The organism is Clostridium sp. UMB9555A (assembly GCF_030222355.1).
GTDB lineage: Bacteria > Bacillota > Clostridia > Clostridiales > Clostridiaceae > Sarcina > Sarcina perfringens.
In genome coordinates, this window is sequence record NZ_JASORQ010000002.1 from 675,013 (window position 1) to 700,917 (window position 25,905).

At 28.3% G+C, this 25,905-nt stretch carries 23 protein-coding genes and 1 pseudogene; 5 read left to right on the plus strand and 19 right to left on the minus strand.

The window, feature by feature from the left end:
* Window positions 1-7: 7 nt before the first annotated feature.
* From eutL to QP548_RS08510, 12 genes are all read right to left on the minus strand, one after another.
* On the minus strand, window positions 8-661 hold the full coding sequence (gene eutL, locus QP548_RS08455; protein WP_061426940.1) for an ethanolamine utilization microcompartment protein EutL: 654 nt from the start codon (window positions 659-661) through the stop codon (window positions 8-10).
* Between the two features lie 21 nt (window positions 662-682).
* Entirely contained in the window at window positions 683-1,570 is an 888-nt protein-coding gene (gene eutC / locus QP548_RS08460; protein ID WP_061426938.1) for an ethanolamine ammonia-lyase subunit EutC, read from the minus strand.
* A gap of 16 nt (window positions 1,571-1,586) precedes the next feature.
* Complete coding sequence (locus QP548_RS08465) at window positions 1,587-2,954, minus strand: ethanolamine ammonia-lyase subunit EutB (RefSeq protein WP_004457163.1); 1,368 nt, start codon at window positions 2,952-2,954, stop codon at window positions 1,587-1,589.
* 18 nt (window positions 2,955-2,972) lie between these two features.
* Window positions 2,973-4,406 carry an ethanolamine ammonia-lyase reactivating factor EutA gene (eutA, locus tag QP548_RS08470; RefSeq protein ID WP_061426936.1) on the minus strand — a complete coding sequence of 478 codons (1,434 nt, stop codon included), beginning with the start codon at window positions 4,404-4,406 and terminating at the stop codon, window positions 2,973-2,975.
* Window positions 4,407-4,613: 207 nt separating this feature from the next.
* Window positions 4,614-6,041 carry a sensor histidine kinase gene (locus QP548_RS08475; RefSeq protein ID WP_061426934.1) on the minus strand — a complete coding sequence of 476 codons (1,428 nt, stop codon included), beginning with the start codon at window positions 6,039-6,041 and terminating at the stop codon, window positions 4,614-4,616.
* A 2-nt stretch (window positions 6,042-6,043) separates the two neighbouring features.
* Window positions 6,044-6,619, minus strand: coding sequence for an ANTAR domain-containing response regulator (locus tag QP548_RS08480; protein ID WP_061426932.1), 576 nt, complete (start codon window positions 6,617-6,619; stop codon window positions 6,044-6,046).
* Window positions 6,620-6,636: 17 nt separating this feature from the next.
* Window positions 6,637-7,071 carry a EutP/PduV family microcompartment system protein gene (locus tag QP548_RS08485; RefSeq protein WP_061426930.1) on the minus strand — a complete coding sequence of 145 codons (435 nt, stop codon included), beginning with the start codon at window positions 7,069-7,071 and terminating at the stop codon, window positions 6,637-6,639.
* Between the two features lie 3 nt (window positions 7,072-7,074).
* Entirely contained in the window at window positions 7,075-7,425 is a 351-nt protein-coding gene (eutS, locus tag QP548_RS08490) for an ethanolamine utilization microcompartment protein EutS (RefSeq protein WP_003453843.1), read from the minus strand.
* 353 nt (window positions 7,426-7,778) lie between these two features.
* On the minus strand, window positions 7,779-8,909 hold the full coding sequence (locus tag QP548_RS08495; RefSeq protein ID WP_061426928.1) for a 1-propanol dehydrogenase PduQ: 1,131 nt from the start codon (window positions 8,907-8,909) through the stop codon (window positions 7,779-7,781).
* 266 nt (window positions 8,910-9,175) lie between these two features.
* A complete protein-coding gene (locus tag QP548_RS08500) occupies window positions 9,176-9,802 on the minus strand; it encodes a DedA family protein (protein ID WP_061426926.1) in 627 nt (208 codons plus the stop codon).
* A gap of 365 nt (window positions 9,803-10,167) precedes the next feature.
* A complete protein-coding gene (locus tag QP548_RS08505) occupies window positions 10,168-10,587 on the minus strand; it encodes a DUF5412 family protein (RefSeq protein ID WP_061426923.1) in 420 nt (139 codons plus the stop codon).
* 82 nt (window positions 10,588-10,669) lie between these two features.
* Complete coding sequence (locus QP548_RS08510; RefSeq protein WP_061426921.1) at window positions 10,670-11,329, minus strand: NUDIX hydrolase; 660 nt, start codon at window positions 11,327-11,329, stop codon at window positions 10,670-10,672.
* Window positions 11,330-11,648: 319 nt separating this feature from the next.
* Between QP548_RS08510 and QP548_RS08515 the strand changes: the two genes are divergently transcribed.
* Complete coding sequence (locus QP548_RS08515) at window positions 11,649-12,200, plus strand: class I SAM-dependent methyltransferase (protein ID WP_061426919.1); 552 nt, start codon at window positions 11,649-11,651, stop codon at window positions 12,198-12,200.
* 321 nt (window positions 12,201-12,521) lie between these two features.
* On the plus strand, window positions 12,522-13,307 hold the full coding sequence (locus QP548_RS08520; protein ID WP_061426917.1) for a LysM peptidoglycan-binding domain-containing protein: 786 nt from the start codon (window positions 12,522-12,524) through the stop codon (window positions 13,305-13,307).
* A gap of 155 nt (window positions 13,308-13,462) precedes the next feature.
* On the opposite strand, the pseudogene QP548_RS08530 reads toward QP548_RS08520, so the two are convergent.
* The 3 genes and pseudogenes from QP548_RS08530 to QP548_RS08540 form a co-directional block, all read right to left on the minus strand.
* Window positions 13,463-15,113: pseudogene (locus tag QP548_RS08530) on the minus strand (ABC transporter permease).
* Window positions 15,110-15,925, minus strand: a complete 816-nt coding sequence (locus tag QP548_RS08535; RefSeq protein WP_061426913.1) for an ABC transporter ATP-binding protein — start codon at window positions 15,923-15,925, stop codon at window positions 15,110-15,112. The pseudogene QP548_RS08530 and the gene QP548_RS08535 overlap by 4 nt, the downstream one beginning before the upstream one ends.
* A gap of 55 nt (window positions 15,926-15,980) precedes the next feature.
* A complete protein-coding gene (locus QP548_RS08540) occupies window positions 15,981-16,169 on the minus strand; it encodes a hypothetical protein (RefSeq protein WP_061426911.1) in 189 nt (62 codons plus the stop codon).
* A 434-nt stretch (window positions 16,170-16,603) separates the two neighbouring features.
* Between QP548_RS08540 and QP548_RS08545 the strand changes: the two genes are divergently transcribed.
* Window positions 16,604-16,924 carry a heavy metal-binding domain-containing protein gene (locus QP548_RS08545; RefSeq protein WP_061426909.1) on the plus strand — a complete coding sequence of 107 codons (321 nt, stop codon included), beginning with the start codon at window positions 16,604-16,606 and terminating at the stop codon, window positions 16,922-16,924.
* 330 nt (window positions 16,925-17,254) lie between these two features.
* Here the strand turns inward: QP548_RS08545 and QP548_RS08550 are convergent, their stop codons facing one another.
* Entirely contained in the window at window positions 17,255-21,139 is a 3,885-nt protein-coding gene (locus tag QP548_RS08550) for a beta-N-acetylglucosaminidase domain-containing protein (protein ID WP_061426907.1), read from the minus strand.
* A gap of 207 nt (window positions 21,140-21,346) precedes the next feature.
* On the opposite strand from QP548_RS08550, the gene QP548_RS08555 reads away from it, so the two are divergent.
* Window positions 21,347-22,108, plus strand: coding sequence for a DUF1189 domain-containing protein (locus QP548_RS08555; protein WP_061426905.1), 762 nt, complete (start codon window positions 21,347-21,349; stop codon window positions 22,106-22,108).
* Window positions 22,109-22,363: 255 nt separating this feature from the next.
* Here QP548_RS08555 and QP548_RS08560 read toward each other — a convergent pair whose 3' ends face one another.
* Window positions 22,364-22,906, minus strand: coding sequence for a GNAT family N-acetyltransferase (locus QP548_RS08560; protein WP_061426903.1), 543 nt, complete (start codon window positions 22,904-22,906; stop codon window positions 22,364-22,366).
* Window positions 22,907-23,376: 470 nt separating this feature from the next.
* Between QP548_RS08560 and QP548_RS08565 the strand changes: the two genes are divergently transcribed.
* A complete protein-coding gene (locus tag QP548_RS08565; RefSeq protein ID WP_061426901.1) occupies window positions 23,377-24,042 on the plus strand; it encodes a YitT family protein in 666 nt (221 codons plus the stop codon).
* 183 nt (window positions 24,043-24,225) lie between these two features.
* Here the strand turns inward: QP548_RS08565 and QP548_RS08570 are convergent, their stop codons facing one another.
* Window positions 24,226-24,669 (minus strand): GNAT family N-acetyltransferase, encoded by a 444-nt coding sequence (locus QP548_RS08570; RefSeq protein WP_061426899.1) that lies wholly within the window; start codon window positions 24,667-24,669, stop codon window positions 24,226-24,228.
* 103 nt (window positions 24,670-24,772) lie between these two features.
* Window positions 24,773-25,900 (minus strand): aminopeptidase, encoded by a 1,128-nt coding sequence (locus tag QP548_RS08575; protein ID WP_061426897.1) that lies wholly within the window; start codon window positions 25,898-25,900, stop codon window positions 24,773-24,775.
* Window positions 25,901-25,905 lie beyond the last annotated feature (5 nt).

Below are 25,905 nucleotides of genomic sequence, written 5' to 3' on the forward strand. Positions count from 1 at the left end.
TAGCCTATTAGAATCCTAATGGATTACTAGCTACTGATTGTACTGCCTCTGCAAAGGCATCACATGCTGCTTTACATGCTGATTGTGATCCTGTAAGTAAGGCTCCTGCAAAGTTTGTTTCTGTTGGAGGTGCAAAGAATTCACACATTTCAACATCTGCAGCCTTTAATGCTGCATCTAAAGCATACATTGCTTCTAATGGAGGAGCTACTAAGTAAGCTAAAGCTTCACCTTCTCTTATTCCTGCTGTTTTTGAAAGATATGATCCAGTTCTTGATACACATTGAGCATAGTAACAAATTGAATCATCTTCATTTGCACTTACAAATCCAACTCCACTATCAATGAAATCTAAAGTAGCATTTAATCCACTTCTAACTTCAGCAGGACTTGGTCCAGCTAAGATACCAATTACTTCTCCAGCTAATTTTGTTGAAGCATTTCCAGCTCCAGCATACATTGATCTAGCATAAACTACATCTACCTCTGCTGCTTTTGTAGCCTCATCTAAAGCTGTATAAGTTACATCATCACAATCTGCTGTGATTAAACCTAAACTCTTGTGATGTGGTTCTAATTCTAATTTTTTAGCCATTTCTCGACTAACATTTGATATTATCTTAACGCTTAAAACATTAGGACGTATTAAATCATTTTTCATGCTTAATTCCCTCCAAACTTATTATTTAAGATCTATTCCTGAAGCTTTTTTATCTAACATTGTTTTTATTAACTCTGCAATGTGAGCACCTGCTTCAACGGCAGTTGTTCCACCTTTATGAATATTTGATATAACAGTTCTCTTCGCTTCTGGCATTCCAACCTTTGGTTTATATGCTATATATGCTGACATTGACTCAGCAGTTACAAGACCTGGTCTTTCTCCAACTAGTAAGCAAACAACATCTGCTCCAGTTGCTTCTCCTACAGCATCCATAGCTGGAACTCTACAATATTTAACGAATAATATAGGCCCAACGTTTAAACCATACATTTTTAATCCTTGTTCTATTGAAGGAAGAATATCTTCTAAGTTAGCTTCTATTGCAGCTGAACTTAAACCATCCCCAACCATAATTTGAACCTTAGGGTTTTTATCGCATTTTTCTTTTATAACCTCTATTGTTTCTGGTGAGAATTTTCTTCCAAGGTCTGGACGAGTTACATATTCATCCTTATCAGTACACATAGTTTTCACAGGTATTAAATTATTTTTCTTTATAAACTCCTCTGAAACATCTGAGAATACTGAGTCTTGTGCAGCAGCATGGTCAGCTCTCATTCTTAAAGCTGTTATAGTTTTATATCTAGCTCCTGCTCTTCCTAAACCTAATCTAGCTGGTGTTTTAGCTTTCATTTCTAAGTAAGCCTCTCTATCAGCTGGATTATCAACTAAAAGTTGTTTCTTTATATCTATATCTGTAATATCTGGTATAAACTCATCACTTTCCACTTGAGATTGATTTTTTGAAACTTCCTTAACCACTTTTTCTACTGATTGCATATCAACTTGTCCAACCATTTGGCTAACTAATTGCTCAACCATTAGTTTTAAATCTTTTTCGTTCATAACTCTCTTCTCCCTCCTATCCTAAAAGTACAGATGCATCTCCTGCTTTTTTAGTAAGTTTTCCATTTTCATCTACGAATCCCATTTCAACTAACCAATCTTGGAACTCTTTAATAGCTGTTAATCCAAACATTTCTCTTAAAGCAGCAGTCTCATGATATCCTGTAGTTTGATAGTTAAGCATTACGTCATCTCCATGTGGAATTCCCATAAAATAAGTACATCCTGCTGTTGTTAATAATACAGCTAAGTTTTCTATATCATTTTGGTCTGCTTTCATGTGGTTTGTATAACATGCATCACATCCCATTGGTATTCCTGTTAATTTACCCATAAAGTGATCTTCAAGACCTGCTCTTATTACTTGTTTTGAATCATATAAATACTCTGGTCCTATGAATCCAACAACTGTGTTAACTAAGAATGGTTGGAATCTCTTAGCGAATCCATAACATCTAGCTTCCATAGTTACTTGGTCAACTCCATGGTGAGCATCTGATGAAAGTTCTGAACCTTGTCCAGTTTCAAAATACATTACATTTGGACCTGTAGCTGTTCCTTGTTTTAAAGCTAATTGTCTAGCTTCTTCTATAGTTGCTGCATTAAATCCAAAAGCTTCATTTCCCTTTTCAGAACCTGCTATTGATTGGAATATTAGGTCTGTCGGTGCCCCTTGTCTTATAGCTTCCATTTGAGTTGTTACGTGGGCTAGTACACAAGTTTGAGTTGGTATTTTAAATTTTCTTTTTATTTCATCAAATCTCTTTAATACTTTAGTAACACTCTCAACAGAGTCATCAACTGGGTTTAATCCTAAAACTGCATCTCCAACTCCAAAAGTTAATCCTTCTAATAATGAAGCCATTATTCCATCTGGATCATCTGTTGGATGGTTTGGTTGAAGTCTTGCAGATAAAGTTCCTTTTTCACCTATTGTTGTATTACAGTGAGCCGTTACCTTTATCTTTCTTGCTCCATATATTAAGTCCATATTAGACATTAATTTTGCTACAGCTGCTACCATTTCAGAAGTTAAACCTCTTGAAATTCTTCTTATATCAGCACCTGTTGTATTTTCATCTAGTATCCATTCTCTAAATTCAGATACTGTCCAATGTTTTATTTCATTGTATATTTTTTCATTTACATCATCTTGAATTATTCTAGTTACCTCATCTATTTCATAAGGAACTGCTGGGTTATTTCTTAAATCCTCTAAAGTTATATTTGATAATACAACCTTTGCTGCTACTCTTTCTTCTGAAGACTCTGCTGCTAATCCAGCTAATCTATCTCCTGATTTCTCTTCGTTTGCCTTAGCCATAACCTCATTTAAAGATTTGAAAGCATAGACTTTTCCAAATAATTTTGTTTTTAAAATCATTTCTTATCCTCCTTCCAACTAGTTGAAAACTAATGTTTTTATAACAACAGGTAATACTTTCCCATCTGCAATTGGTGTTCCAAGGTCTATGTAATCTCCATTTTCAACCTTAATGCCATCAATACATATAATTTCTTTTTGGAAATTAAGTAAGGAATATATTGCTTGTCCTAAAACCTTAGCCATATCATTTTCAACAACTACTATTAGTTGTCCCTCTTTCTCAATCAAATCCTTCATTCCATTTACAAGACCTTTTGCATATTCCTGTATCTCTTTAAAGGACGGATTCTTTTTACCATTAATAGCTATTGCTATCTTTTGAAAGTCATTTTCTAGTCTGAACCACTCTATTTTTTTCTTAAGGGCTGTTTCTAATTCATAAGCTCCTTGACTTTCATCTTCTAAACTAAGCTTTAATATTGGTAAATTCTTTATTGGGAAACTATCCTTTGTGTAAGTAATTGTACTTCCACTTATTTCTGTTGTATGAGAGCCAGCTCCCACAACAGTTGCTCTTATGGTTTCAATAGATTTTACTACTTTAAGCTTCTTGCATAAATCTGAATTTTTAATAGCTTGTCCTAGTATTATTCCTATATCTCCATATTTAAAATAGTCTTGGATTTCTCCCTCATAGTATATATAATCTGCAACACCTCCTGAGAAGGATATGCATTTTATCTCAGTTTCTAAGTCTATATTTTTATTAGTCACTATGTAATCAAAGTATTCATCCTTAGGTCTTAAGCCAACACTTTCCTCTAACCAAGCAACCATCATATTGACAACTGGTTGAATATTCTCTAGTGTTGCCTTAGTCCCTATTTCTAGACCTAAGTTCTTTTCTTTTATTATTTTTTCTATTTTAGGTGAAATATATATTATCTCTCTTGTATTTGGATTAATCTTTATAAGTCTTCCTCCTACATCTAGACATCCAGTGTCCTTAACTTCACCTCTTAAAAAAAGTGCAAGATTACTTGTACCTCCTCCAATGTCAATATTTATAACACTGGTTGAATGTTCCTTAGAATAAATATGTGCTCCAGCACCCTTTCCAGCTATGATACTTTCTAAATCCGGTCCAGCTGTTGCCACAACAAAATCTCCAGCAAATCCACTCAATGTATGTAATACATCGTTTGCATTTTCTTTTCTAGCTGTTTCCCCTGTTATTATTACTGCACCAGTTTGAATATCATCCTTATTTATTCCAGCCTTTTTATATTCTTCTTCAATAATTTCTTTTATTTTTCTTCCATCTATTTCAGTATTTGAAATAAGTGGTGTAAAATAAACCTCACTCCTATAGATAATTTCCTTATCTACAATGCTTATTCTTGGAACGGTAAAAGCTGATGCTTCATTTTCAACTATTAACTTAGAAAATATAAGCTGAGTTGTACTTGTGCCTATATCTATTCCAACACTTAAAAGTTCTTCTCTCATCCTTTCACCTCCTTAATATTTTTAAAAATTCATAAGCTGTTATTTTTCATATCAACTTATAATTAAATTCTTTAACTTAGATAATTATTTTAAAGAACTAAAAAGGCTTAAAGCTACAGAAATAAACCTGATTTAAAAATCTAAGTTTTATCTTCTATAACCTTAAGCCTCATTGCTCAATTCAAACCACTACTTCGCAGTTCATAGTTATTTACATTCTTTATCTTCTTCAATTTTAAAATTTAATAGTACCTTTGTTCCTTCTTTATTAGAAGTTATATTCATAGTTCCTTTTAGTTGATCCTTTATGTAACTATTAACTATGAATAATCCTAAATTATTATTGTTAATCAAACCTAAGTCAAATCCACAACCATTATCTACAACAGCTATGGCTTTATCTTCTCCATCACTTTGTATAAGAACCTGTATTGTGCCTTCATCTTTATTAATAAATGCATGATCAAAACAATTTTGTATAAGTTCATTCATTATTAAGAGTAATCCAGTTAGCTTTTCTCCATCTATATAGAAATTATTTCCTGTTATATAGATATTTATGTTAGATCCATACCAACTTTTCTTTATGTTTTCTGTTAGTACCTCAAGAGCATCTCTAACCTTAACATTACTGCCTTGAGATTTAGATAATAAATCGTGAGTAGTTGCAATAGCAAGTATTCTGTTTACACTCTCTTGTAAATATTCCTTAGCTTCATCACTTTTGCATCTTCTACTTTGACTTCTAAGTAATGCAGCTGCTGTTTGCAAACTATTTTTAACCCTATGATGAGCTTCTCTTAATGCCACTGATTTTAAAACTAACTCAGCTTCTTTATTTTTAACATCACTTATATCTTTTATTATCTCAATTATTCTTAGGTTTTCTTTGTCTATAAAAGTTCTACTTAATTCAAAATAAGAATTTTTCACTTGAACTTCTATTATTTGTTTTAAGTCACTCTTTTCACCAATAACATTTGAAATATCTTCAAACTTAGCATTATCTAAAGACAATTTATTAAAATCATCTCCATAGTCTATACTTTTATATCCTAAACTACTATATATATTATCTGCTTTAGTATTTTTTATAACAAGCTTTCCTCTTTTATCAAAAACAAGTATTCCGTCATGAAGATTGTTTGTTATTAAAGTACCTTCTCTTAGAAGATTTAAAAAACCTTTTGATTCTGAACTTTCATTCGCAGAACTTATATCAATTTTGAAATCACTTTCAAGCTCATTACTAATATCTTTTTCTAATATAACAACTCCTACAACCTTTTCTTCATTAAGAATTGGATGTATTCTTTGCTTTACAAACTTATTTTCTTGAGTTAGTGCTTTTATGTCTTTATTAACTGTTCCATTTTTTAAAGTTTCTATAACACCTGGCTCATTTTCTTTTAAAGCTTTTTTTCCAACTACTTTTTCTTTATATAAGGAAGGCTTGTCTTCTGGAATAGCATGGTCTACTACAATAGCAAAGTTTCCATCTTTATCTAAAACATCTATAAATGCATCACTTTCATAAAAGTCTGCCATAATCTGTAATGACTTTGAAACTTCCCTTATCTTATTTATCTCATCTTCACTTAAAATTGCGTATTCTTTACATAATGTTCCAATCATTATTATCCCTCATAACCAACAATGATTATTTTTGCTATTTCAGCCATGGTAGTTCTTCTATCCATACTTAATTTTCTTATTCTGTTATAAGCATCGTTCTCATTTGAGTTCAATTGCTTAACAAGTATTCCTTTTGCCTTCTCTATTAACTTTCTATCATTTAATTTATTGTTTATTTTATCATAATCTTTTTTAAGTTCATCAAATTCTTCTGCCTTTGATAAGCACATTTCTACAGTAGGAATAAATACCTTCTCATTTACAGGCTTAATCATATATCCAAAGGCTCCTACTTCTTTAGCCATCTCAATATACTTTTTGTCTTCAAATGCTGTTAATAATATTATGCCCCCAACTAATTTTTCCTTAGTTAACACCTTACTAGCTTTTATTCCATCTAATAAAGGCATATCTATGTCCATTAAAACTAAGCTAGGATTATACTTTTTACAAACTTCAATTGCTTCAAAACCATCAGAAGCCTCTCCTACAACATCGTATCCATTAGCCTCTAAAATTTCCCTTGTATCCATTCTTGTAATAGGCTCATCATCGACTATTACTATAGTTCTTTTCATTAACAGTTCACCTCAAATTAAAATTTGTTTAGGTAATTAAATAACTCTTTAACTCCCACATCATCTACTGTATCAACTTTAAATATTTTGCCTACTCCAGCTAAATTTAACCTTTCTTCTGCTACTTCTATTTCTGACTTATCCTTAGCTAAATTTATCTTTGTGATAATACCTATAACTTCTTTACAAAATATACTTGCAAAGCCTGGAGCAATATAATTTTCTTCTGAAGTACAGTCATAGACTAAAGCTATAATATCAGCATCTGCTGCTGTAACTATTAAAGCAGTATAGTATCCTCTATTTTCCATATATTCTCCTGGAGTATCTATGGCATTATCATAAAGTTCTATGGCTTGAGTTTTCTTATATTTTATTTCTAGATTGTTTAAGGCTTGACACAATGTTGTTTTCCCACATCCTGTCTTCCCCATAAATATTACTCTTCCCATATATTAAGTCCTCGTAATCTTAGTTGATGAGAAATTTAGAATGTTACCTAAAACATCTAAAACTTCATTTAAGGCTGACTCAACAGAACTTATATCACCAGTTACTACTAAAGACCCACTAAATCTATCTATAAAACCTAACGAAACTCCTGAAGCCTTTGTAGCAACGTCTGCCGCAATAATAGAGGCTTCACTTGGTGTTATAGTTAGTATTCCTATGGCATCCTTCTTGTCCACTATAAGACCTAATTTTTTATATATGTCCTCATTAGGATTTGCAATTATATGAGCAAGTGTAACTTGTTTTCCTGGTACATATTCTTGTATAATTCTTTGTTTTGACTCTTCTCCCATATATTTCTCACCTTACTTTCCCACGTTAAATTGTTAACTACTTAAATCCTTTTCACAACTATTTAGTAAAAAAGCTCCTTAAAGTTTCATTCCTACCTTTAAGTAAATGAAATACCTTTAAGAAGCTACTTTGCTCTAAAACTTAATCACACCTTTGTGATATCTTTATTATAAAATTTAATCATACAATTGTCAATGTATTCACATATTTTTTATATTATTTTGTCAAATTAACAAATTTCTTGTCTTTTAATTGATTCTTTACTAATTATATATTTATAAACCCTTTAAAATAAGCTCCAAAAAAGGACAAATTCTACTATACTTATCCTACTTTTAAGCTTTTAAAAAAACTATTTAATTTTATTTAAAATAGATATTATATCCTTTTCATCTGGTACTCTTGGATTACTTTCTGTACACGCATCTTTTAATGCTAATTTAGCTATTTCACTTTCTAATTTTTTTAGTTCATCACCATCAACTTTACACTCCCTTAAAGTTGTAGGCATATTCATTGCCTTTTGCATCTTTTTAATTTCATTTACAAGATTTTTTACTAATCCTCTAGTATTCGATCCTTGTAATCCAACTATTTTAGCTATTTTAGCATATTTTTCTGCTGCTTCACTAAATTCCTTAGAATTATAACTTGTTATGTTAGCATTATATTCTATTACATGTGGTAATAATATTGAGTTAGTTCTTCCATGAGGAACATGGAATTTTCCTCCTAAAACATGTGCAATACCATGGTTTACCCCTAAAGAAGCCTCGTTAAAAGCTAAACCAGCCAAACATGAAGCATTATGCATTTTTTCTCTTGCTTCTATATCGTTTCCATTTTCATAAGCTTTTAATAAATATTTAAACACTAAAGTAGCTGCTTTTTCAGCTAAGGCATCTGAAAAGTCTGTGGCATTCTTAGAAACATATGCTTCTAATGCATGAGTAAGTACATCCATTCCTGTATCGGCAGTTATAAAATTTGGAACTGTTTTAACAAGTTCTGGATCTAAAATTGCTATGTCTGGTAATAATTCATCTGATACTAAAGGATATTTAACTCCTTTTTGCTTGTCTGTTATTACTGAAAATGAAGTAACCTCTGAGCCTGTACCACTTGTTGTTGGTATAGCTATAAATTTAATATCATTTAATTTAACTAATTTTTTAGAAAAATCTATTATTGCCTTAGTTGCATCTATAGCAGACCCTCCCCCTAAAGCAATAACAACATCAGGATTAAAATCTTTAAGCATTTCTATTCCACTTACAACTAACTCAATAGGTGGATCTGGAACTATTTCACTAAATACAAAAACCTCAGATGATGTAAGGTTATTAGTTAATTTTTCTATAGTCCCTGACTTAACCATAAAAGGATCTGTCACTATAAAAACTTTTTTATTCTTAAGTTCCTTTAGGTAATCTAAGGCTCCTTCTCCAAAAAGTATTTCTGTCTTAATCTTAAACCTCTTCATTTTTAGCTCCCCTCTTCTTATTAATTATGGGTAAGAGCTTGTTTATAAATATATTTTTAGCTTACTAGTAATTTCTTGTTAATCTTTCATGTTTAATATAATTAAGGTGAATTTTTAATTATAAATAAAATTTATCTATTTCTAAAAATATACTTATAAAAAAATAAGAAGCTCCATAGGAATTTCCTATGGAGCTTCTTTGCTCTCTAAACACCACATTGTGTTATTTTTAATATACTCTTTTTAAAAAAACTTGTCAATAAAACTTAATTCTCTTTTTTAAGTTTCTTTAATTTTATATTTTTATAAATATAATATGAAAAAATAGCTATTACTATTATAATTATTAATGCTATTGAATAATGTCTTAAAGCTTTTTCTATAAATGATTTATTATCATATGCAAAATACCCCAATAAAAGATAGAAACTATCCATTATTGTTATACCTAAAGCTGAAAATATAACAAACATAATTTTATTAACCTTTTCAGCTCCAGCAAAAAGTGATATATATGTTCTTGTAAAAGGTAATAATCTAGCTAGAAAAACTGTTATTTTGCCATACCTAGAAAATAATCTCTCTATTTTTTCAAATATTGATTTACTTTTTTTATGCTTTCTCTCAACAAATGAAATTACTTTTTGTCCTGCATACATTCCCACTGAATAGCTTATTAGGGTACCAACTACTCCTCCTATGACAGCTATAGGTAAAACATATATCATGCTATATTTACCACTTGCTACACTAGCTCCAATTGCAGGTAATACAATTTCACTTGGAAATGGTAAACAAGCATATTCAAGCATGTTTAATATAAATATTCCTATGTATCCACAAGTGCTAGCTAAATAAACTATAAAGCTAACAAAGCTCTCTAAAAACCCCATAAACTATTTTCCTTCCCATATGTTGTATTAATTTGTAAACTAATTCTTAAATATGTATTTTACATCTAAATAACCAATATTTTTTAAGTTATTTTTATGATCATACTACATACATAATAATAACAAATTATTCTTTTTAATTTATTACTAAAAAGTTTCTTATTTCTGAAAACATTTTCTTGCATTTTAAAAAACAATGTATTATAATTAATGTAAAGGTTTTATCGATGAGACCCTCTTTTCTTAATTTATCATCGATAAAAGCAATTATTTTTTCATTTTTAATGCACTTTTGTGTTATTTACGTATTATTGAATGTGATTAAAAAAGACAAATACTAAGAGTATTTGTCTTTTTTATTCTAATTATATTTTTCTCCAATCATAAACCTCATTTTTAACATCTATCTTATGTCCATTTATTGAGACAATATTCTCATTAATCCATTTTATATCAATTAATTTTATCTTATAATCCCAATATATATTTCTTACTTCTCCACTCATATTATTAACTACTTCACACCTTACAGCCCAATCAGGTATTCCTCCAGAACTACATATATAATAATTAATAGTATATTTTTTGTTTGGAGATTTATACTCTTCTTGAAAGCTTCCTATGGGTAACTTTTCCATAGTAACATTATTGCATTTAATTTCATTGTAATAATAATTAAATGTAGAAATCCAAATTGCTATTAATGTAGCAATTGTAAGTAAAAATGTAAATAGAATAACCCTTTTATTGAACTTACACTTTTTCTCTAAACTTCTTTGGTCCACTTAATCGCTCCTTTAAACTGTCTATATATTTATAAAATTTATCCCCAACCCGTTTTAATACAAGTTTTAGTTTATTTCCAAATTAATATGTTAAATATTTTTTATTATAATGCTCCTTATATACATTTAAGAAATTTTCTAATATTCTAGCTGTTATTCCCCAAATTACAAAATTATTATATTTATAGAACATAACCTTATATTTTCCCTCTCTAAATTTATAACCTTTACCACCTATTATATTATGAAAAGGGAAATCTTCCTTTGGCATATTTATAATTTTGCTGTAGGTAATTTCAGGTTCATAATTTAATAAATATTTTAAAGAAACTAATAATATATCAGATACTTCTTCTTTGTTAATTGAAATGAGATTTTTTATATCTTCTTTTTGATTTTTTTGAACTCCTAAAAAAGGATAGATTAATATGTTGTTAGGTGAAACATAAAAATCTAATTGGCTTATGATTTCCAAATTTTCTTCTCCTAAACCAATTTCCTCAAAGCATTCTCTTAAGGCAGCTTCTTTAGGAGTCTCTCCCTCTTCTATGGCACCACCAGGAAAACATATTTCTCCTGGATTACTATTTAATTTATTGTTTCTTATTTCAAAAATAATATTATCTTCTCCATCTATATTTACAACGGGGATTAAAACGGAACATCTTTTCATGTCCTCTTCCCCATTTATTCCTATTTTATAATCTCTAAAGATATCTTTTATATTCTCAATATTATTCATAATATAATTCACCTCTTAATACCACTAATGTATTTTCAATACTTATTATCAATATTATAAAATTAAATTTATTTTTATTACATTAAGTTTTGTTATTTTATTTATTGGTTTAAGAAACTTCTAATAAACTTAACTATAAAATTAACTCTATTAATCTAACTTCAATTATTTTATCATAATATGATAAAATCACAATATTATTTTAATGTTTACATTAAAATATATAAAATTTATTTTAGACAATATTATAAATAATAAGATTGAACTACTTTGATAATAATATAGAGTATATAAATCTTATAAGAAAGGTATAAAAATTATGAGTGAAAAATTTAATCCTGATAACTTAGAAAAACTTAATAATCCAGAAAGATTAAACTTAATAGATTTAAGAGAACTTTTAAAAATTTTAGACTTAAATGATTGTCCAAAAATTGCTGATGTGGGAGCAGGCACTGGACTATTTTCACGTGCATTTTTAGAAAAGATTCCTAATTGCACCTTGTATGCCCTTGATATTTCAGATGAGTTTCTAAACTATATGGATATAAATCTTCAAGACTATTATGGTGATAGATTAAAAATTGGAAAGATGCAAGAAACTCATATTCCATTAAAAGATAACTCTATTGACTTAATAGTCATGATAAACCTTCACCATGAGCTATTATCTCCTAAGGAACTTTTAAAAGATGCTTATAGAGTATTAAAGGAATATGGGAAAATTTTCATTGCTGATTGGAAAGAAGGTATGCATAAAGAAGCCTTAAGTAAGGATTCTATTATATCAGATATGAAAGAAGCTGCCTTTTCTCCTATTGAAGAGGTATTGCTTTCAAATGAACTACTATGTCTAATTGGAGAAAGATAAAAAAAGAGCCTTCCTTTAACCGCTCTGGAAGGCTAAAAATAAATTATATAACTAAATCTATACATATATAAACCAATATCTTAATACGTTTACATTATAATTCTAATTTTAGACCAAATCAAGCTTTTTTAAAAAAAATAGTTATTTTTATCCATAATAAAGAGGAAAACTTTAAATATAATATTTCTCCCCCTCTTAAATTTATTGATTATAAAGAATCTTAGAAATAATATTTAATATTTTTTAAGATTCTTTTTTATGTATATTTTTCTTATAGCTGTCAATAATCTCAGTATAAATTCATATTAGGAGGGCTATTAAATGAATAAAAAAAATATTTTAGTACTTGTAGGATCATTGACATGTGTAGCTTTATTAGGTTATTTTACATATTCAACGGTTTCTACATTAATGAAATCTAAATCCGTTTCTCAAGAGGTTACTGTTACTGAAGATACCTCCTCTGAGAATAAAGATAAAAACTCACAAGATGACTTAAGTGAAAGACTAAAAGAAACTGACGATAAGAAGGAAGAAAATAAAGACAATACTGATGAAAAGAAATCAGAAAAAACTGCTAATAATTCAGAAAATAAATCTGCTAATGATAAATCAAATAATTCTACTAATGAAAATAAAAAAAATACTTCTGATAAAAATACTAATTCAAAAGAAACATTAAATAATGATAAAAACAAATCTGAAAACTCTAAATCAGAAAGTAAAAATACAATAAGCTACTCTTCTTACTTAAAAGATTTAGAAACAGAAAAATATACTCTTAAAGAGGATGAAAAATTAAGTGACGTGGCTAAAAAGTTTAAGGATACTTGTACTGTTAATTCTAGTTTGAATATTATAAAATCTCTCAATCAAATAAGCAATACTTCATCACTAGAATCAGGGGATACAGTATTAGTTCCTGTTAACGCTTTTCAAGATGGGAAAAAATACTCTGTAAAAGAAGGGGATACTTGGTATAGCATAGCTAGAAAACACTACCCTAAATATAATCATGAGGTAGTTATAGATTTCCTTATGGATATAAACCCATTTAAAAATGATATTCTTCCATTAGGTGAAGATATATTCTTACCTAATATTTAAATATCTTACCACTTAAATATATAAATAAAAATCTTAACCTTTTTTCAAAATAAGGTTAAGATTTTTAAATTTATTTTTATATATAAAGTTAAGTTTAATTTTATTTAACTCTATTTCATATATTCTATAACTATTAAACTCTAATTTGTTTTTATTTAATTAATTTTATGATATTTGCTCTTACTTATTATTGTCCATAAAATTCCTATTAATATTAACTCTATAAGGATAAAGATATATACTCCATAATTAAGTCTATTAATTATATAATGAACTACTCCAAATATTCCACTTAACATAAAAATAAATAAGGTTATTCCTAAATCATCCATCTTTTCACCATCTTTAAAACTTATTGAAAATGGAAGATGTTTATCCATCAACTTAACTGTTATTAGGTTTAATATAATTATTACAAATAATATTGCTATAATTTGAGGAATAATTCTTAATCCAAATACCCATAAATATACTTAAAGCTAATATTGTATATACAGGTAGAACCATTTTATAAAACACACCTTTATATACCCCTTTAAATATTGAAGCCATATCATCTATAGGAACAGCTTTATAAATCCAAGAGGCTTTAAACTGATCTGAATATTTAACCATAAGGATTACAGGAGTCAACATTAATATACATATATACAAAGTGAAAAATTCATTTGAATTAGCCATATGATTTTTCCAATCTGCAAAACTTTCATACCTTCTAATAAAGTTAAATAAGAATATGAAAGGGAAAACTAAAGACATAGCTATATTGGGATATGTTTTTAACTTAAAATTTCTCTCACTTTTTATTATATTTACAGTAAAATTAAAGAAACTTTTCTCAGTACTACTTCTACACACCAAATTTCCAATCTTAAAGGAAAATGGAATTCTATCTTTACCTTTATAAGTATTATCATTTAACTTTTGAATGTAATCTTCAAACTTTTTAGCTATTTTAAAATAAATAAGTATTGATACTATTGGTGCTAAAATTGCTAATAATGCAAATATTATTAATGTCTTATCTATTACTCCACTTTCTATTATTTCAAGAGGGGCAGCAAACCATAAAGGAGCTATAAATCCTTGCCACCAACTTGTTATGGCAAATCTACTACCTACATCTAGAAAATCAAAAAGTCTTCCTACAAGTTGATACATAATCATTATTCCAACAGTGAGAACTATTTGAACTCCATTTATTATGTCTTTAAGCTTTTCTCCATTAAAAAACTTAAGAACTAAATAATAAATAAATGCTGTTATAAGTATCATAAATAAATTAATAAGTATAATCTCAAGTATAAAAACAAGAGTAAATAATATACCATGTCTTAAAGAAACAAGTATCCCTACTCCCCCATAAGCTAAACTTAGCTTAGTCATATAAATTAAAATATTAGTAATCTTAGCTGCATTTATAGTTTTAGAACTTACACCAGTAATTCCAAGTAGATTTTTATCCCTAACATCTAAAAGAACATAAGCAAAATCAGCTATAAAACTAGTACCTATTACAAACATAAAAAATCCAAAATAAACAGCCATTTGAATCATTATATTATGCTTAATAATTATAAGAATAGACATAAATGCTCCCATTACTCCATAAAGAATTAATGCCTTGCCAAAATTATTATCTTTCTCATCACTATTTTTATTATTCATAGTTATTGTATGTTCTCTTCTTTTGTCCATTGTAAGCTTAGTCTCTAATATTAATCTCATCATTTCATAATCAACACCAAGCTTTTCATAAAATCCTCTTAATCTATGAACTACAGCTAAAGATTTATCCTTTCTCATAAACTACACCCCTTTATAAGTGCAGTAAATTCCTCTGCTAATCTTTTATGATCATTAAAACCAGTTAAGTCATTGAATATTTCTTCTAATGAGTCTTCATTAGAATTTTTCTTAAGTTCTTCAAAACTACCATCAGCAGCAACTACTCCATTGTTTAAAAGAATTATTCTATGACTTATTTTTTCAACAACATCAATTATGTGTGATGAATAGAATATGGTTTTCCCATTTTTAGCTAGCTCAGATAATATTTCCTTTATAACCATAACGCTATTTGCATCTAAGCCATTTAAAGGTTCATCTAAAAATAATATATCTGGATTATGTATAAGACTTGATATTAAAAGAACTTTCTGTCTCATTCCCTTAGAAAAGCTTGAAATTCTTGAATTATAAACATCTGCTATGCCTAATATCTTCATAAGCTGCTTACTTTTATATAAAACATCTTTATATTCCATACCATATAATTGTCCCATAAAAGTTAAATATTCCTTAGCAGTTAAAGTATCATATATGTCTGCCATTTCTGGAACATATCCTATCTTCCTTTTATAACTTCCATCGCCCTTTAAAATATTTTCTCCAAAAATTTCAACTGTTCCTGTATATCCACTTATAATGCCTAACATTATTTTAACTGTTGTACTTTTTCCAGCACCATTTGTTCCAATATATCCTATTATTTCTCCCTTGTGTATATCTAAATTTATTCCTTTTAAAACCTCTTTTGTTCCAAAATTCATCTTCAAATCTCTTATTTTTATAATTAACTCATTAGAATTTTCTAAAGCCACTAATACTTCCCCCATTTTATAATTTTTGTCCCTAAAAACCCTTACTAATTATCCACCTTATTTTTAAAAATTATTTTTCTTCTAGCTCTCTCATATAATTAGCTAACTTTTCAGAAGTTTCTTTTATACCCTCTTCTCTTTTTTTCTCATCCTCTTGTTCTTGTAATTGTCTCATTTCATCTACAAAAATTTTAGAACCTTCTCTAATAGCATTATTTCTAGCCTCTTTATTACTTGTGTAAGCATCAATATTTTTCATCTTATTATCCTCTTTTCTAATATTATTTAATGTAAAACCAAACCTAGTAAGTAATTGTTAATGAAGTTTTCTAAATAAATTTCTAAATTCTTTTTCAATTTTAAAGCCTATTTAAATACACTAAAACCAACTGAAACAAATAACTTTTAAAGTAAAATTTTACATTATAGCATTATTTTACACCACCATTCTTATTCACACAATATTAATACTTCAATTATCATTAACAAAATTTAGAAACCTATAAACTTATGGTTATCTTTTAATAAGTTTTTTAATACTATATATTGAATTGTGTTTTAACTTATGATATGATTTATCTAACAATTTAGTTGGTTTATTTTTCAATTTATTATCTTATTAACTAAGTTTATATTTAGGATATATTTTAATTTAAAATATAAATATAAAAATACTTTCAGGAGGTATAAATTATGTTAGTATTAACAACTGAAACAATACCAGGCAAAGGAATAAAAGAAGTTAAAGGACTTGTTAAAGGAAGTACTGTGAGATGTAAAAATATAGGTAAGGATATTACTGCAAGTTTTAAAAACTTGGTTGGTGGTGAAATGACTTCTTATACAGAAATGCTTACAGAAGCTAGACAAATTGCTATAGGAAGAATGGTTGATGAAGCTGAATCTTTAGGTGCAAATGCTATCATAGGAATGAGACTTGTTTCTTCTTCTCTTACTGCTGGCGCTGCTGAAATGGTTGCTTATGGTACAGCAGTTATTTATGAAGATGCCTAGATAGGAAGTGTTTTTATGATTATATTAGGATTAATTGCCCTATTTTATGGCTCTATGATTCTAGGATCTATAATTTTAATTATTTGGGCAATTAGGAGTAGACTTAAAGAAAAAAAACGTGAAAAAATTGATCACGAAAAATATAAAAAATACTAATTTTAGTTTGGTGTATACTTATATTTTAGTTCAATACTGACTTTATATGTTTTTTAAGATTTTCTTTAATATAATAATATAATAAAAAATTTCTATTAAATAAATAGCTGTATCAAAATAAGTTTTACTTTTGATACAGCTAATATATTATACAATAATTCTATTTCTTTTTAATTACTTTCTCTTTTTAATAGTTACTCCTCCAAGTGTAGCTAAAGCTGCACCTACTAGCATTAACTCACCTGCTCCTAAAGGTGATCCAGTGTTTGGAAGATTTCCATTCTCATCCTTATTGTCTTCATTTTCATTCTTATCTCCAGAGTCTTCTTTGTCTCCTTCACCTTCAGAACCATTTTCTCCACCTTCTGGTTTACTTGGCTTATTCTCCTCTTCTTTATTTGGCTCTGAATCAATAAAGTTATTTATTTTATTTGTTAAATCCTCATATGCTCTTACAATCTCATCATCTGAAGCTTTATTATTTAATAAATTCTCAATATTTTTTAATGCTTCTTCTAACTGAGTTCTTTCTTCATTTTTTTTATCTTTATTCTCAACTAAAACATCTTTTCCACGCTGAATTTCATTTTTAATATCTTCAATTATAGAATCTAAAGATACAAAGGTAGGTTTTACTTCAAAGATTTCCACCTTTCCAGCATCTTTTTCCCACACTAACTTTACAGATACTAATTGTCTTGGATTCTTAAGAACAAGCTCATTTAATCCCTTATCTAATACTCCAAGGTCTAAAGTTTCTCCATTTACAGTCTTTCCAATAACTTTCGCTCCTGATAAATTATCTGTACTCTGAGCAACTGTAACTTTTGAAACTAGTCTCTCATTAAAAATTCTACGTAGAAGATAATCTCCACTGTTAATTTCACCTTCTGGTATATATGCAGAATTTAAATTATTATCTCTTATATTCTCACTTCTATCTGTATAAGTTCCCTCTGAAGTAGCCTTAGTCTCGAATTCTTTTACTGTTTTGTTTACAGTAAATTCTCTAACTCTAGACCAACGATCCTTATATCCAGTTGAAATAACTCTAACATATCTAGCTTTTACATCTAAATCTTTTATTAAGGTATCAGTTCCTTCTACAACACCTAACTTTGTCCAATTTTCTCCATCTAAAGAATACTCAATATCTCCATCCATATAATCTCCGCCTGGTCCTTGAACTAAGCTTATATCTCTAATTTTCTTTTCTACCCCAAGATCTAATTGTACAAAGTCACCTTTTTTAATAGTATCTGAGCATACAAAAGATGTACCATAATCATTATCAGCAACAAAATCAGGATGTATATTTGCGTTTGAGCTTATTCTTCTATTTGTTGAAACTATTCCATTAGAATATCCTTCTAATGAAATCTTAATTTCATTAATATTAGCTTCAGTTTTTTCCTTCGCTCTTATTCTAAAGAACTTTCCTACTAAAGGAGTCTCATCATTAAAGCTAGTTCCATTGCAAACTTCTTCCCACTCTATATTATCAAAGGAACTTTCTAACACAAATTTATTGCTTTCTACATCTCCTAAGACTTCAAATCCAACTACATTTTTAACATCATTTATAGCAAGTCCTATAGAATCTCCCTCTTCAAAGGAAACCTTATTTATATTGCTTGCAGATATAATTTCATTTTCTCCCTCTGAAGACTTATTAATATTTGAGTCTTTAACTTCTATACTTCCTATTAATTTTTCCTTACTCTTTCCAGTATTAACTTTAAAATCTCTAACATATAACTTATTTTCAGAGTCTGAAAGAGCTCTATATCTTATAAATCTAGCCTTTATTCCTGTTTCAACTAGTAATTCCCTCTCTCCCTTATTAACCTCTAACTCTGTCCAATTTTCTCCATCTAATGAATACTCTATTACTCCATTTGTTAAAACATCTGTATCATTATTATTTCTTCCCATAAGAAGATATATGTCTTTAATCTCTTCAGCTTCTCCTAAATCAAATCCTATGAACTCATCCTTTTGTACTGGCGCTGCTGACCAAAAGCCTGTATTATCTTTATCATCAAACATATAATTTGGAACGTGCGTTTCTTCAGAAATAAACCATTCTGAATATTTATGATCAGCAATATTTCCAATTGATGTATAAGAATATTCCTTCTCCTCTAAAACAGTAGTTTCCTTATTGAAATATTCATTTCCAACTTCATGGACTTTTCTTATAAATGGATCTACCACATTGTTAGCAATTGTAGCTTTTATTCCATCTAAATTTCTAAGAAGTTTTATTCCTTCAAAACTATCACTCCAGAACTCTGACATATCCTTATTTACTATATCTTGTAATATTTCTATAGATTTAAGTCCAGCATTTCCATAAATCTCAAACTTTGATAAGTGTGAATCTAATTGATTTAATAAAGCTTTATTTTCTAAATTACTTCTTAATTTATTTGGCACCTGAACCATTTTAGAAAACTCATTTTGTAAATTGCTTAATTCTAAACTAATATCAGAACCTGCTTCCCACTTTTCCCATAAGCTATCTATAGTATTTTTAATCTCTGGTGAGTCTGGTCTTCCTGTATCTAATCTAGTTGAATGATTAGCAAAAATCTTAAATTCTTCTTTCATTTCTCCTGCAATAATTTCAATAGCTTTATCCCATGATTTTTCTGCTTCATATGAAACTGAATTCCATCCATAATCAGATCCTGTTAATGTGGAAACCTTTGATGCATCAGAAAATCTCATAGGATTGACTATGAATCCTGACACTTCCTCATCTAAATTTCTATCTAAATCATATATTGGTCCTAAAGCCATTTTATCCTCTTTATAATCATTAACAGGATAATTCCACCATAACATCATTTTTCTATTGTATACATTTGAAACCTTCTTTGCATCCTCTAAGCTAACTCCATTTGGAGGAATAACATCATTTCCTGTCCACATTACTTCAATATCCTTATCCAAAGTTTCTGCAAATTCTTTAGTATAAGTTTTTACCTCTTCTCCATTAAACATTGAGCTTCCCCAATATTCTACTGGAACAGTTATTAATGGCTTAACTCCTTCTTTATTTTTTATAAATTCTTTATTAAATCTATTTAAAACTTCTGCTTGTTGAACTCCACTACGATTCTCTATGTCGTCCCAAAGAATTGCAAAGCTTCTAACTCCCATATCATATAAAGTCTCCGCTTTATTTATTAAAGCTTTAAAATCTGCTTCTCCCTCAAACTTTATATCTAAACCTGGTGATATTGCAAAAACAAAATCAACCTTATTTTCATTAGCTGTTTTTATAAGTTCTTTCATTCTATCTAATTCAGAAGCTGGATAAGGCTCTCTCCACTTTTCTCTATGATATGGATCTGACTTTGGAGCATATATATAAGCATTCATTTTATATTCTCCATACATTTTTATTTGATCCAATCTTTCCTCTTGAGACCATGGTGTTCCATAGAAACCTTCAACTACAGCTCTCATTTTAAAACTCGGCTCATCTTTTATAATAACTTCATCTAAGATAACCTTATTATCTTCCTTTTTAATTAATTGCTTTAAACTTTTTACTCCATAAAAAGTTCCTGTTTCATCATTTCCTCTTATAACTATTTTATTTCCTTCTGTATTTTCATCAGTTACTAATACATAGCCCTCATCTTTACTTATTGAAGATGTGTCTACATTCATTTCTTCTAATGTATTTTCCATCTCTTCAATATTGTCATCGCTCTCTCCTATATAAATAGTAGTAGACCCCTCAATTTCTGATTCATTAATTTTTATGCCAAATTCAGTTAACATATTTTTCAAAAGTTCAAAGGCATATGTATCTGCTAAATCTCCTCCAACTATATTAACTGAATCTTCTAAGGTAAATTCACTATTTCCTACAGTCATATCCTTAGGAGTTGGATATATGCTTATATCTTTAGTAATATCATTATTCTTCATCTCATTTTTTAATCCCTCATCAGCTTTTACCGATACACTTATACCTAGGTTTAAAGCCATAACAGATGCTAAACACATAGTTAACTTTCTTCTAAAATCCCTTTTAATCATAAAAATCCCCCAATATTTCATTTAATATTTAATTATATTAATTCCTATAAAATACTTTTTATTATTTATTTTACATTTAATACATTTTTATGATATCATACGACACATTCTTTTAAAATCGTTTTCAAATTAATTAAACAAAAGTTAACAGTATTAATAAATTTCTATTTAATGAACAAACTAATAAAAAATAGAAAGGGTGATTATATGAATCTATTTAAAAGATTTTATATAAGTTTATTTACTCCTAAAAGATATAAAGAACTTATTAAAACTTCTGGAATAAGCACTTTCTTTTATTTACTTATTTTTTCTCTTTTATTAGGACTTTTATCTTTTAGTAGAAATTACACTGAACTTAATAGATTTTTAATTTCTAGAAAAGCTGCCTTTGAAGATAAAATTCCTCCCTTTGAAATCAAAGATGGAGTTTTAGACCTAAAAGATTCTAACTTTGTAGTTTTTCAGGAAGAAAATTGGACCTTTGTGTTAAATGATAAGGAACCTGCAAAGGACTTACTAAAAGATTATGAATCAGGAATTGCCTTTGGAAATGAATCTTTAATAATTAAATATAACAATAATAAAATTACTGAAGCTAATTATTCTAGTATGAATCTATCTTTAAATGATAATGACTTAAAAAATTCTATAAATAGTTTAGAGAGAACCTTTGGAAATACCTATTTATCCTTAATGGTTATTACATTTATTGCTTTCTCATACATTGCAACCTTAATATTAGCCATAATAACTAAAATTATATTTAGTATAAGAAATAACCCTATTGGATTTTTGGAAATAATAAAACTAAGTACTTATGGAATAACTCCATGCTTAGTATTATTAGCATTACTAAATTTAGTAAGCTTAAATATGCTTATTACTCTTCCCCTAAGCTTTTTAGTATCAATACTATATGTTTACTTTGGAATAAATTATTTAAATAAAAATAGAAATACTTTTTAGATATTATAAATAGATCCTATTTTAAATATTTATGATTATATAGATATTTAAGCCCTAATTATATTGATGTGTTCTCCCATACCTATATAAAAAACAACAAAAATTTAAAACTTTAATATAAAAAACAACAAGGTGATTGATAAAAAATTATAAAACTTATAAATTTTTTATACAACCACCTTATTATTTTACCTTAAATTAATACAACTAGAATCTTAATATTTAATTAATATTTAAATAAATATATCAAATTTATTACTTATTGTTATCTGCTAAAAATTCATTAGCATATCTTACAACTCCGCTTATATTTTTTAAAGCTTCTTCATTTAATTCTATTGCCATAAAGTTTTCTTCTGGCACTTCAAAAGGAGCTTTTATTCCAAAATCCCCAGCTTTTTTAAATCCAAATTTAGGATAATATTTATCATGACCTAAAACTATTATAGAATCATAGCCAAGCTCCTTAGCCATTCTCATTCCTTCTCTTATAAGTTCTCCTCCAATTCCAATACCTTGATATTTAGGTAATACTGAAACTGGTGCTAAAGCTAAAGTTTCATATTTTTCTGTTTCATTTTCTATATTAGCTTTAGTTAATAATATGTGCCCTACTATTTCCCCTTCTTTTTCAGCTACTAAAGATAAACCATCAATAAAGTTTTCTCCCTTTCTAAGTTTACTAACTAAAACATGTTCCATATGATCACTATATTCAGCATTTTTAAAGGCTTCTTCTACTAAAAGCTCTACTGTTTTATGATCTTGTTCTGACTCTTTTCTAACAATTATTTTCATAAATATAACATCCCTTCTCATATGTTTTATTCTTAAATTTAAAAATCAAATATATTTTTTGTAAAATATTCACTTTTAAATTTAAGAATACTCTATGTATTTCCTCTCTCTTATAGTATTTCAAATAAAAATAAATTTATATATATTAACCATTTATTCATGTGAAGTTTTCTCTCTATTAACAACAATATTTTAACCTTTCAGAAAACCTTGTAAAAATGAACACTTTAAAGAAAAACAGATGACCACAGAGGCTATTTATTTCTATTAAAGAATTGCCCCTTTAATCCTCATTACTCTTATTTTATATAGTTTGCTCTTAATATTTATTAAGATTATAATTAAAATATACAGTAATTTACTATAAAATATAATTTAAAATTCATAATTTTTTATTTCTATATAGTAGACATATGAGGTCTGCTATTTTCTTTATAGCTAAATTACCTTAATTTTAGGAGAGTGATATTTTGGAATCGAAAAAGAAGATCTTGAGAAGTGTTTTATTAATAGCACTAGGTTCAAGTATCTTAGCCTTTGGTAGCTATAACTTTAACTATCAAAATAATGTAACAGAAGGTGGAGTCTTAGGCTTATTACTTTTAGTAAAAAATGTTTTTGATGTATCTCCATCTATAACAAACTTAATCATTGACTTTTCATTATTTGCAATAGGTTCTAAATTCTTTGGTAAAAAATTCTTAGCATGTTCATTATTTGCAACTTTTTGCTTCTCAGTATCCTATAGATTCTGGGAAAGCATAGGATTTTTAACACCTAACTTTACTAATAATATGCTAGTTGCTAGTGTTTTAGCAGGTATTGGAGTTGGTGTTGGTGCTGGAATAGTATTACGTGGTGGTGGTGCTTCTGGTGGAGATGATGTAATAGCCTTATTAGGTAATAAATTTACTCCTCTTAAGGTACAACATGTCTACATGTTAACAGATGCCATTGTTTTATTAATGTCTTTAGTTTATTTAGACTTTAAGCAAATATTCTTCTCAATAATAGCAGTATGTATAAGTGGTAAACTAATAAGCGTAATTTATGAATACAAAAATGATGGTATTGATACTAAAGATGAAAATAAAGAAGCTGAAGTTTTAGAGAAAAATGGTTCTCTTACAGTTTAATAATATATAGAATTTAAATTAAATAGTAAAAAGAGCATGTATTAATGTTTTAAACTTAATACATGCTCTTTTATATTTTATATATTAATTTTTAATATATAGTTTTATTTTAAATATTTTTAATTTCTAGGTATATTAAAATACTCTTAATTGTCCACTAGAACTTCATTATTAAAGAATCTATTATTTCAATTTTTTTCTCATCATTATTAATTCTTTTGGAATTTCATACCCTCTCTTATTATAAAAGGCTTCAGCTGTGCTTCCTTTCATAGTCCAAAAGTGAACTACTCCAACTTCCTTTTCCATAAGTATATTCTCTAAGGCATTTAAAAGTTTCTTTCCTGTTCCCTTTCCCTGGGAACTTGAGTCCACAAAGAATTCCTTAACACAAAAATGCTCTCCATCATACCATTGCTCTAAATTTCCTAAGATAACACCTTCTATTTTTTCATCATTTCTTAAAACAGCACCCCTAAATCCTGGAGTTAAAACCACATCATTAAGTCTTTTTTTAGCACTTTCAAAGTTCCAAGGTTCATTCCATGGTTCCTGACTAAAAGTTTTAACAAAAAGCTCAGCACATTCATTTAAATATTCTTTTTTAAACTCATATATATTACTCATAATTCTTATACTCCCATTATTTTAAAATTCAACTAGAATTAAATTAGGAGATGAGTCTCTTCATCCCCTAATTTAATTATTATTCTATAATTTATATATAATATTAAAGATTATATTTTTCTAATATTTCTTTTTTAAACTCTCCATTTTCATAGAAAAGTTCTCCATCTGCATATATTCTTCCACCATTTCTCATGTCACAAAGCATATCCCAATGAAGTGATGATCTATTCTTACCACCAGCCTCTGGCATAGAATCTCCTATAGCCATATGAACTGTTCCTCCTATTTTCTCATCAAATAGCATATTTCTAGTAAACTTCTTAATTCCATAGTTTGTACCTATAGCTACTTCTCCAAAGTGGCTTGCTCCTTCATCAGTTTCTAATAAAGCCTTTAATAAATCTTCTCCTTTTTTAGCTTTATATGAAACAACTTTACCATCTTTAACTTCAAGCTCTATACCTTCTATTTCCTTTCCTGCATAAATACCTGGGAATGAAAAAGTTATGTGTCCATTTATCTTATTTTCAACTGGTGATGTAAATATTTCGCCATCTGGGAAGTTTACTCTACCATCACAATTTATCCACTTTCTTCTCTCTACTGAAACCTTAATATCAGTTCCTTCTGCTAAAATATGAAGTTCTTTTTTAGTATCTAAATATTTAACCCATCTTTCTTGCTCTTTGCTTACTCTATTCCATTCTGCTACAGGATCTTCATGGTCTAAAAGTCCTGCTCCATAAACAAAATCTTCATATTCACTAAAACTCATTGAAGCTTCCTGTGCATCTGCATATGTAGGAAATTGAGTTCCACACCATCTTAAAGAGCCATCTCCCATTCTTCCTGAATAGAATTTTCTCCATCCCTTTTCTCCAGCTCTGCTATCTTTTATTTTTTCTGAATCTATATTGCTAAAAGCTCTAGTATTCCTAGCTCCCCATGCACTTAACCAAACATCTGCCTTTTCAAGCATAGTTTCCATTATTAAATTCCCTGATAATAATTGATCCTTTGTAGAAAATTTAAGTCTTGCCTCCTTAGCCTCTTCTGATTCTAAAATATACTCAACATGAGCTCCTGCCTTAGTAGCCTCCTTTACTATCTCAGTAAGCCAAGGATTTGCAACCTCATTACAAGACACAAAAACAAAGTCTCCTTCCTTAACTCCTGTTGAATAATTTACAAGCAGTTTAGCTAATTTATTTAATCTTTGATCTGCCATATATA

What these genes read in the sequence shown, in the direction of transcription:
- eutL (WP_061426940.1), bottom strand. Translation starts at nt 661, where the DNA reads ATGAAAAATGATTTAATACGTCCTAATGTTTTAAGCGTTAAGATAATA.
- eutC (WP_061426938.1), bottom strand. Translation starts at nt 1,570, where the DNA reads ATGAACGAAAAAGATTTAAAACTAATGGTTGAGCAATTAGTTAGCCAA.
- QP548_RS08465 (WP_004457163.1), bottom strand. Translation starts at nt 2,954, where the DNA reads ATGATTTTAAAAACAAAATTATTTGGAAAAGTCTATGCTTTCAAATCT.
- eutA (WP_061426936.1), bottom strand. Translation starts at nt 4,406, where the DNA reads ATGAGAGAAGAACTTTTAAGTGTTGGAATAGATATAGGCACAAGTACA.
- QP548_RS08475 (WP_061426934.1), bottom strand. Translation starts at nt 6,041, where the DNA reads ATGATTGGAACATTATGTAAAGAATACGCAATTTTAAGTGAAGATGAG.
- QP548_RS08480 (WP_061426932.1), bottom strand. Translation starts at nt 6,619, where the DNA reads ATGAAAAGAACTATAGTAATAGTCGATGATGAGCCTATTACAAGAATG.
- QP548_RS08485 (WP_061426930.1), bottom strand. Translation starts at nt 7,071, where the DNA reads ATGGGAAGAGTAATATTTATGGGGAAGACAGGATGTGGGAAAACAACA.
- eutS (WP_003453843.1), bottom strand. Translation starts at nt 7,425, where the DNA reads ATGGGAGAAGAGTCAAAACAAAGAATTATACAAGAATATGTACCAGGA.
- QP548_RS08495 (WP_061426928.1), bottom strand. Translation starts at nt 8,909, where the DNA reads ATGAAGAGGTTTAAGATTAAGACAGAAATACTTTTTGGAGAAGGAGCC.
- QP548_RS08500 (WP_061426926.1), bottom strand. Translation starts at nt 9,802, where the DNA reads ATGGGGTTTTTAGAGAGCTTTGTTAGCTTTATAGTTTATTTAGCTAGC.
- QP548_RS08510 (WP_061426921.1), bottom strand. Translation starts at nt 11,329, where the DNA reads ATGAATAATATTGAGAATATAAAAGATATCTTTAGAGATTATAAAATA.
- QP548_RS08515 (WP_061426919.1), top strand. Translation starts at nt 11,649, where the DNA reads ATGAGTGAAAAATTTAATCCTGATAACTTAGAAAAACTTAATAATCCA.
- QP548_RS08520 (WP_061426917.1), top strand. Translation starts at nt 12,522, where the DNA reads ATGAATAAAAAAAATATTTTAGTACTTGTAGGATCATTGACATGTGTA.
- QP548_RS08535 (WP_061426913.1), bottom strand. Translation starts at nt 15,925, where the DNA reads ATGGGGGAAGTATTAGTGGCTTTAGAAAATTCTAATGAGTTAATTATA.
- QP548_RS08540 (WP_061426911.1), bottom strand. Translation starts at nt 16,169, where the DNA reads ATGAAAAATATTGATGCTTACACAAGTAATAAAGAGGCTAGAAATAAT.
- QP548_RS08545 (WP_061426909.1), top strand. Translation starts at nt 16,604, where the DNA reads ATGTTAGTATTAACAACTGAAACAATACCAGGCAAAGGAATAAAAGAA.
- QP548_RS08550 (WP_061426907.1), bottom strand. Translation starts at nt 21,139, where the DNA reads ATGATTAAAAGGGATTTTAGAAGAAAGTTAACTATGTGTTTAGCATCT.
- QP548_RS08555 (WP_061426905.1), top strand. Translation starts at nt 21,347, where the DNA reads ATGAATCTATTTAAAAGATTTTATATAAGTTTATTTACTCCTAAAAGA.
- QP548_RS08560 (WP_061426903.1), bottom strand. Translation starts at nt 22,906, where the DNA reads ATGAAAATAATTGTTAGAAAAGAGTCAGAACAAGATCATAAAACAGTA.
- QP548_RS08570 (WP_061426899.1), bottom strand. Translation starts at nt 24,669, where the DNA reads ATGAGTAATATATATGAGTTTAAAAAAGAATATTTAAATGAATGTGCT.
- QP548_RS08575 (WP_061426897.1), bottom strand. Translation starts at nt 25,900, where the DNA reads ATGGCAGATCAAAGATTAAATAAATTAGCTAAACTGCTTGTAAATTAT.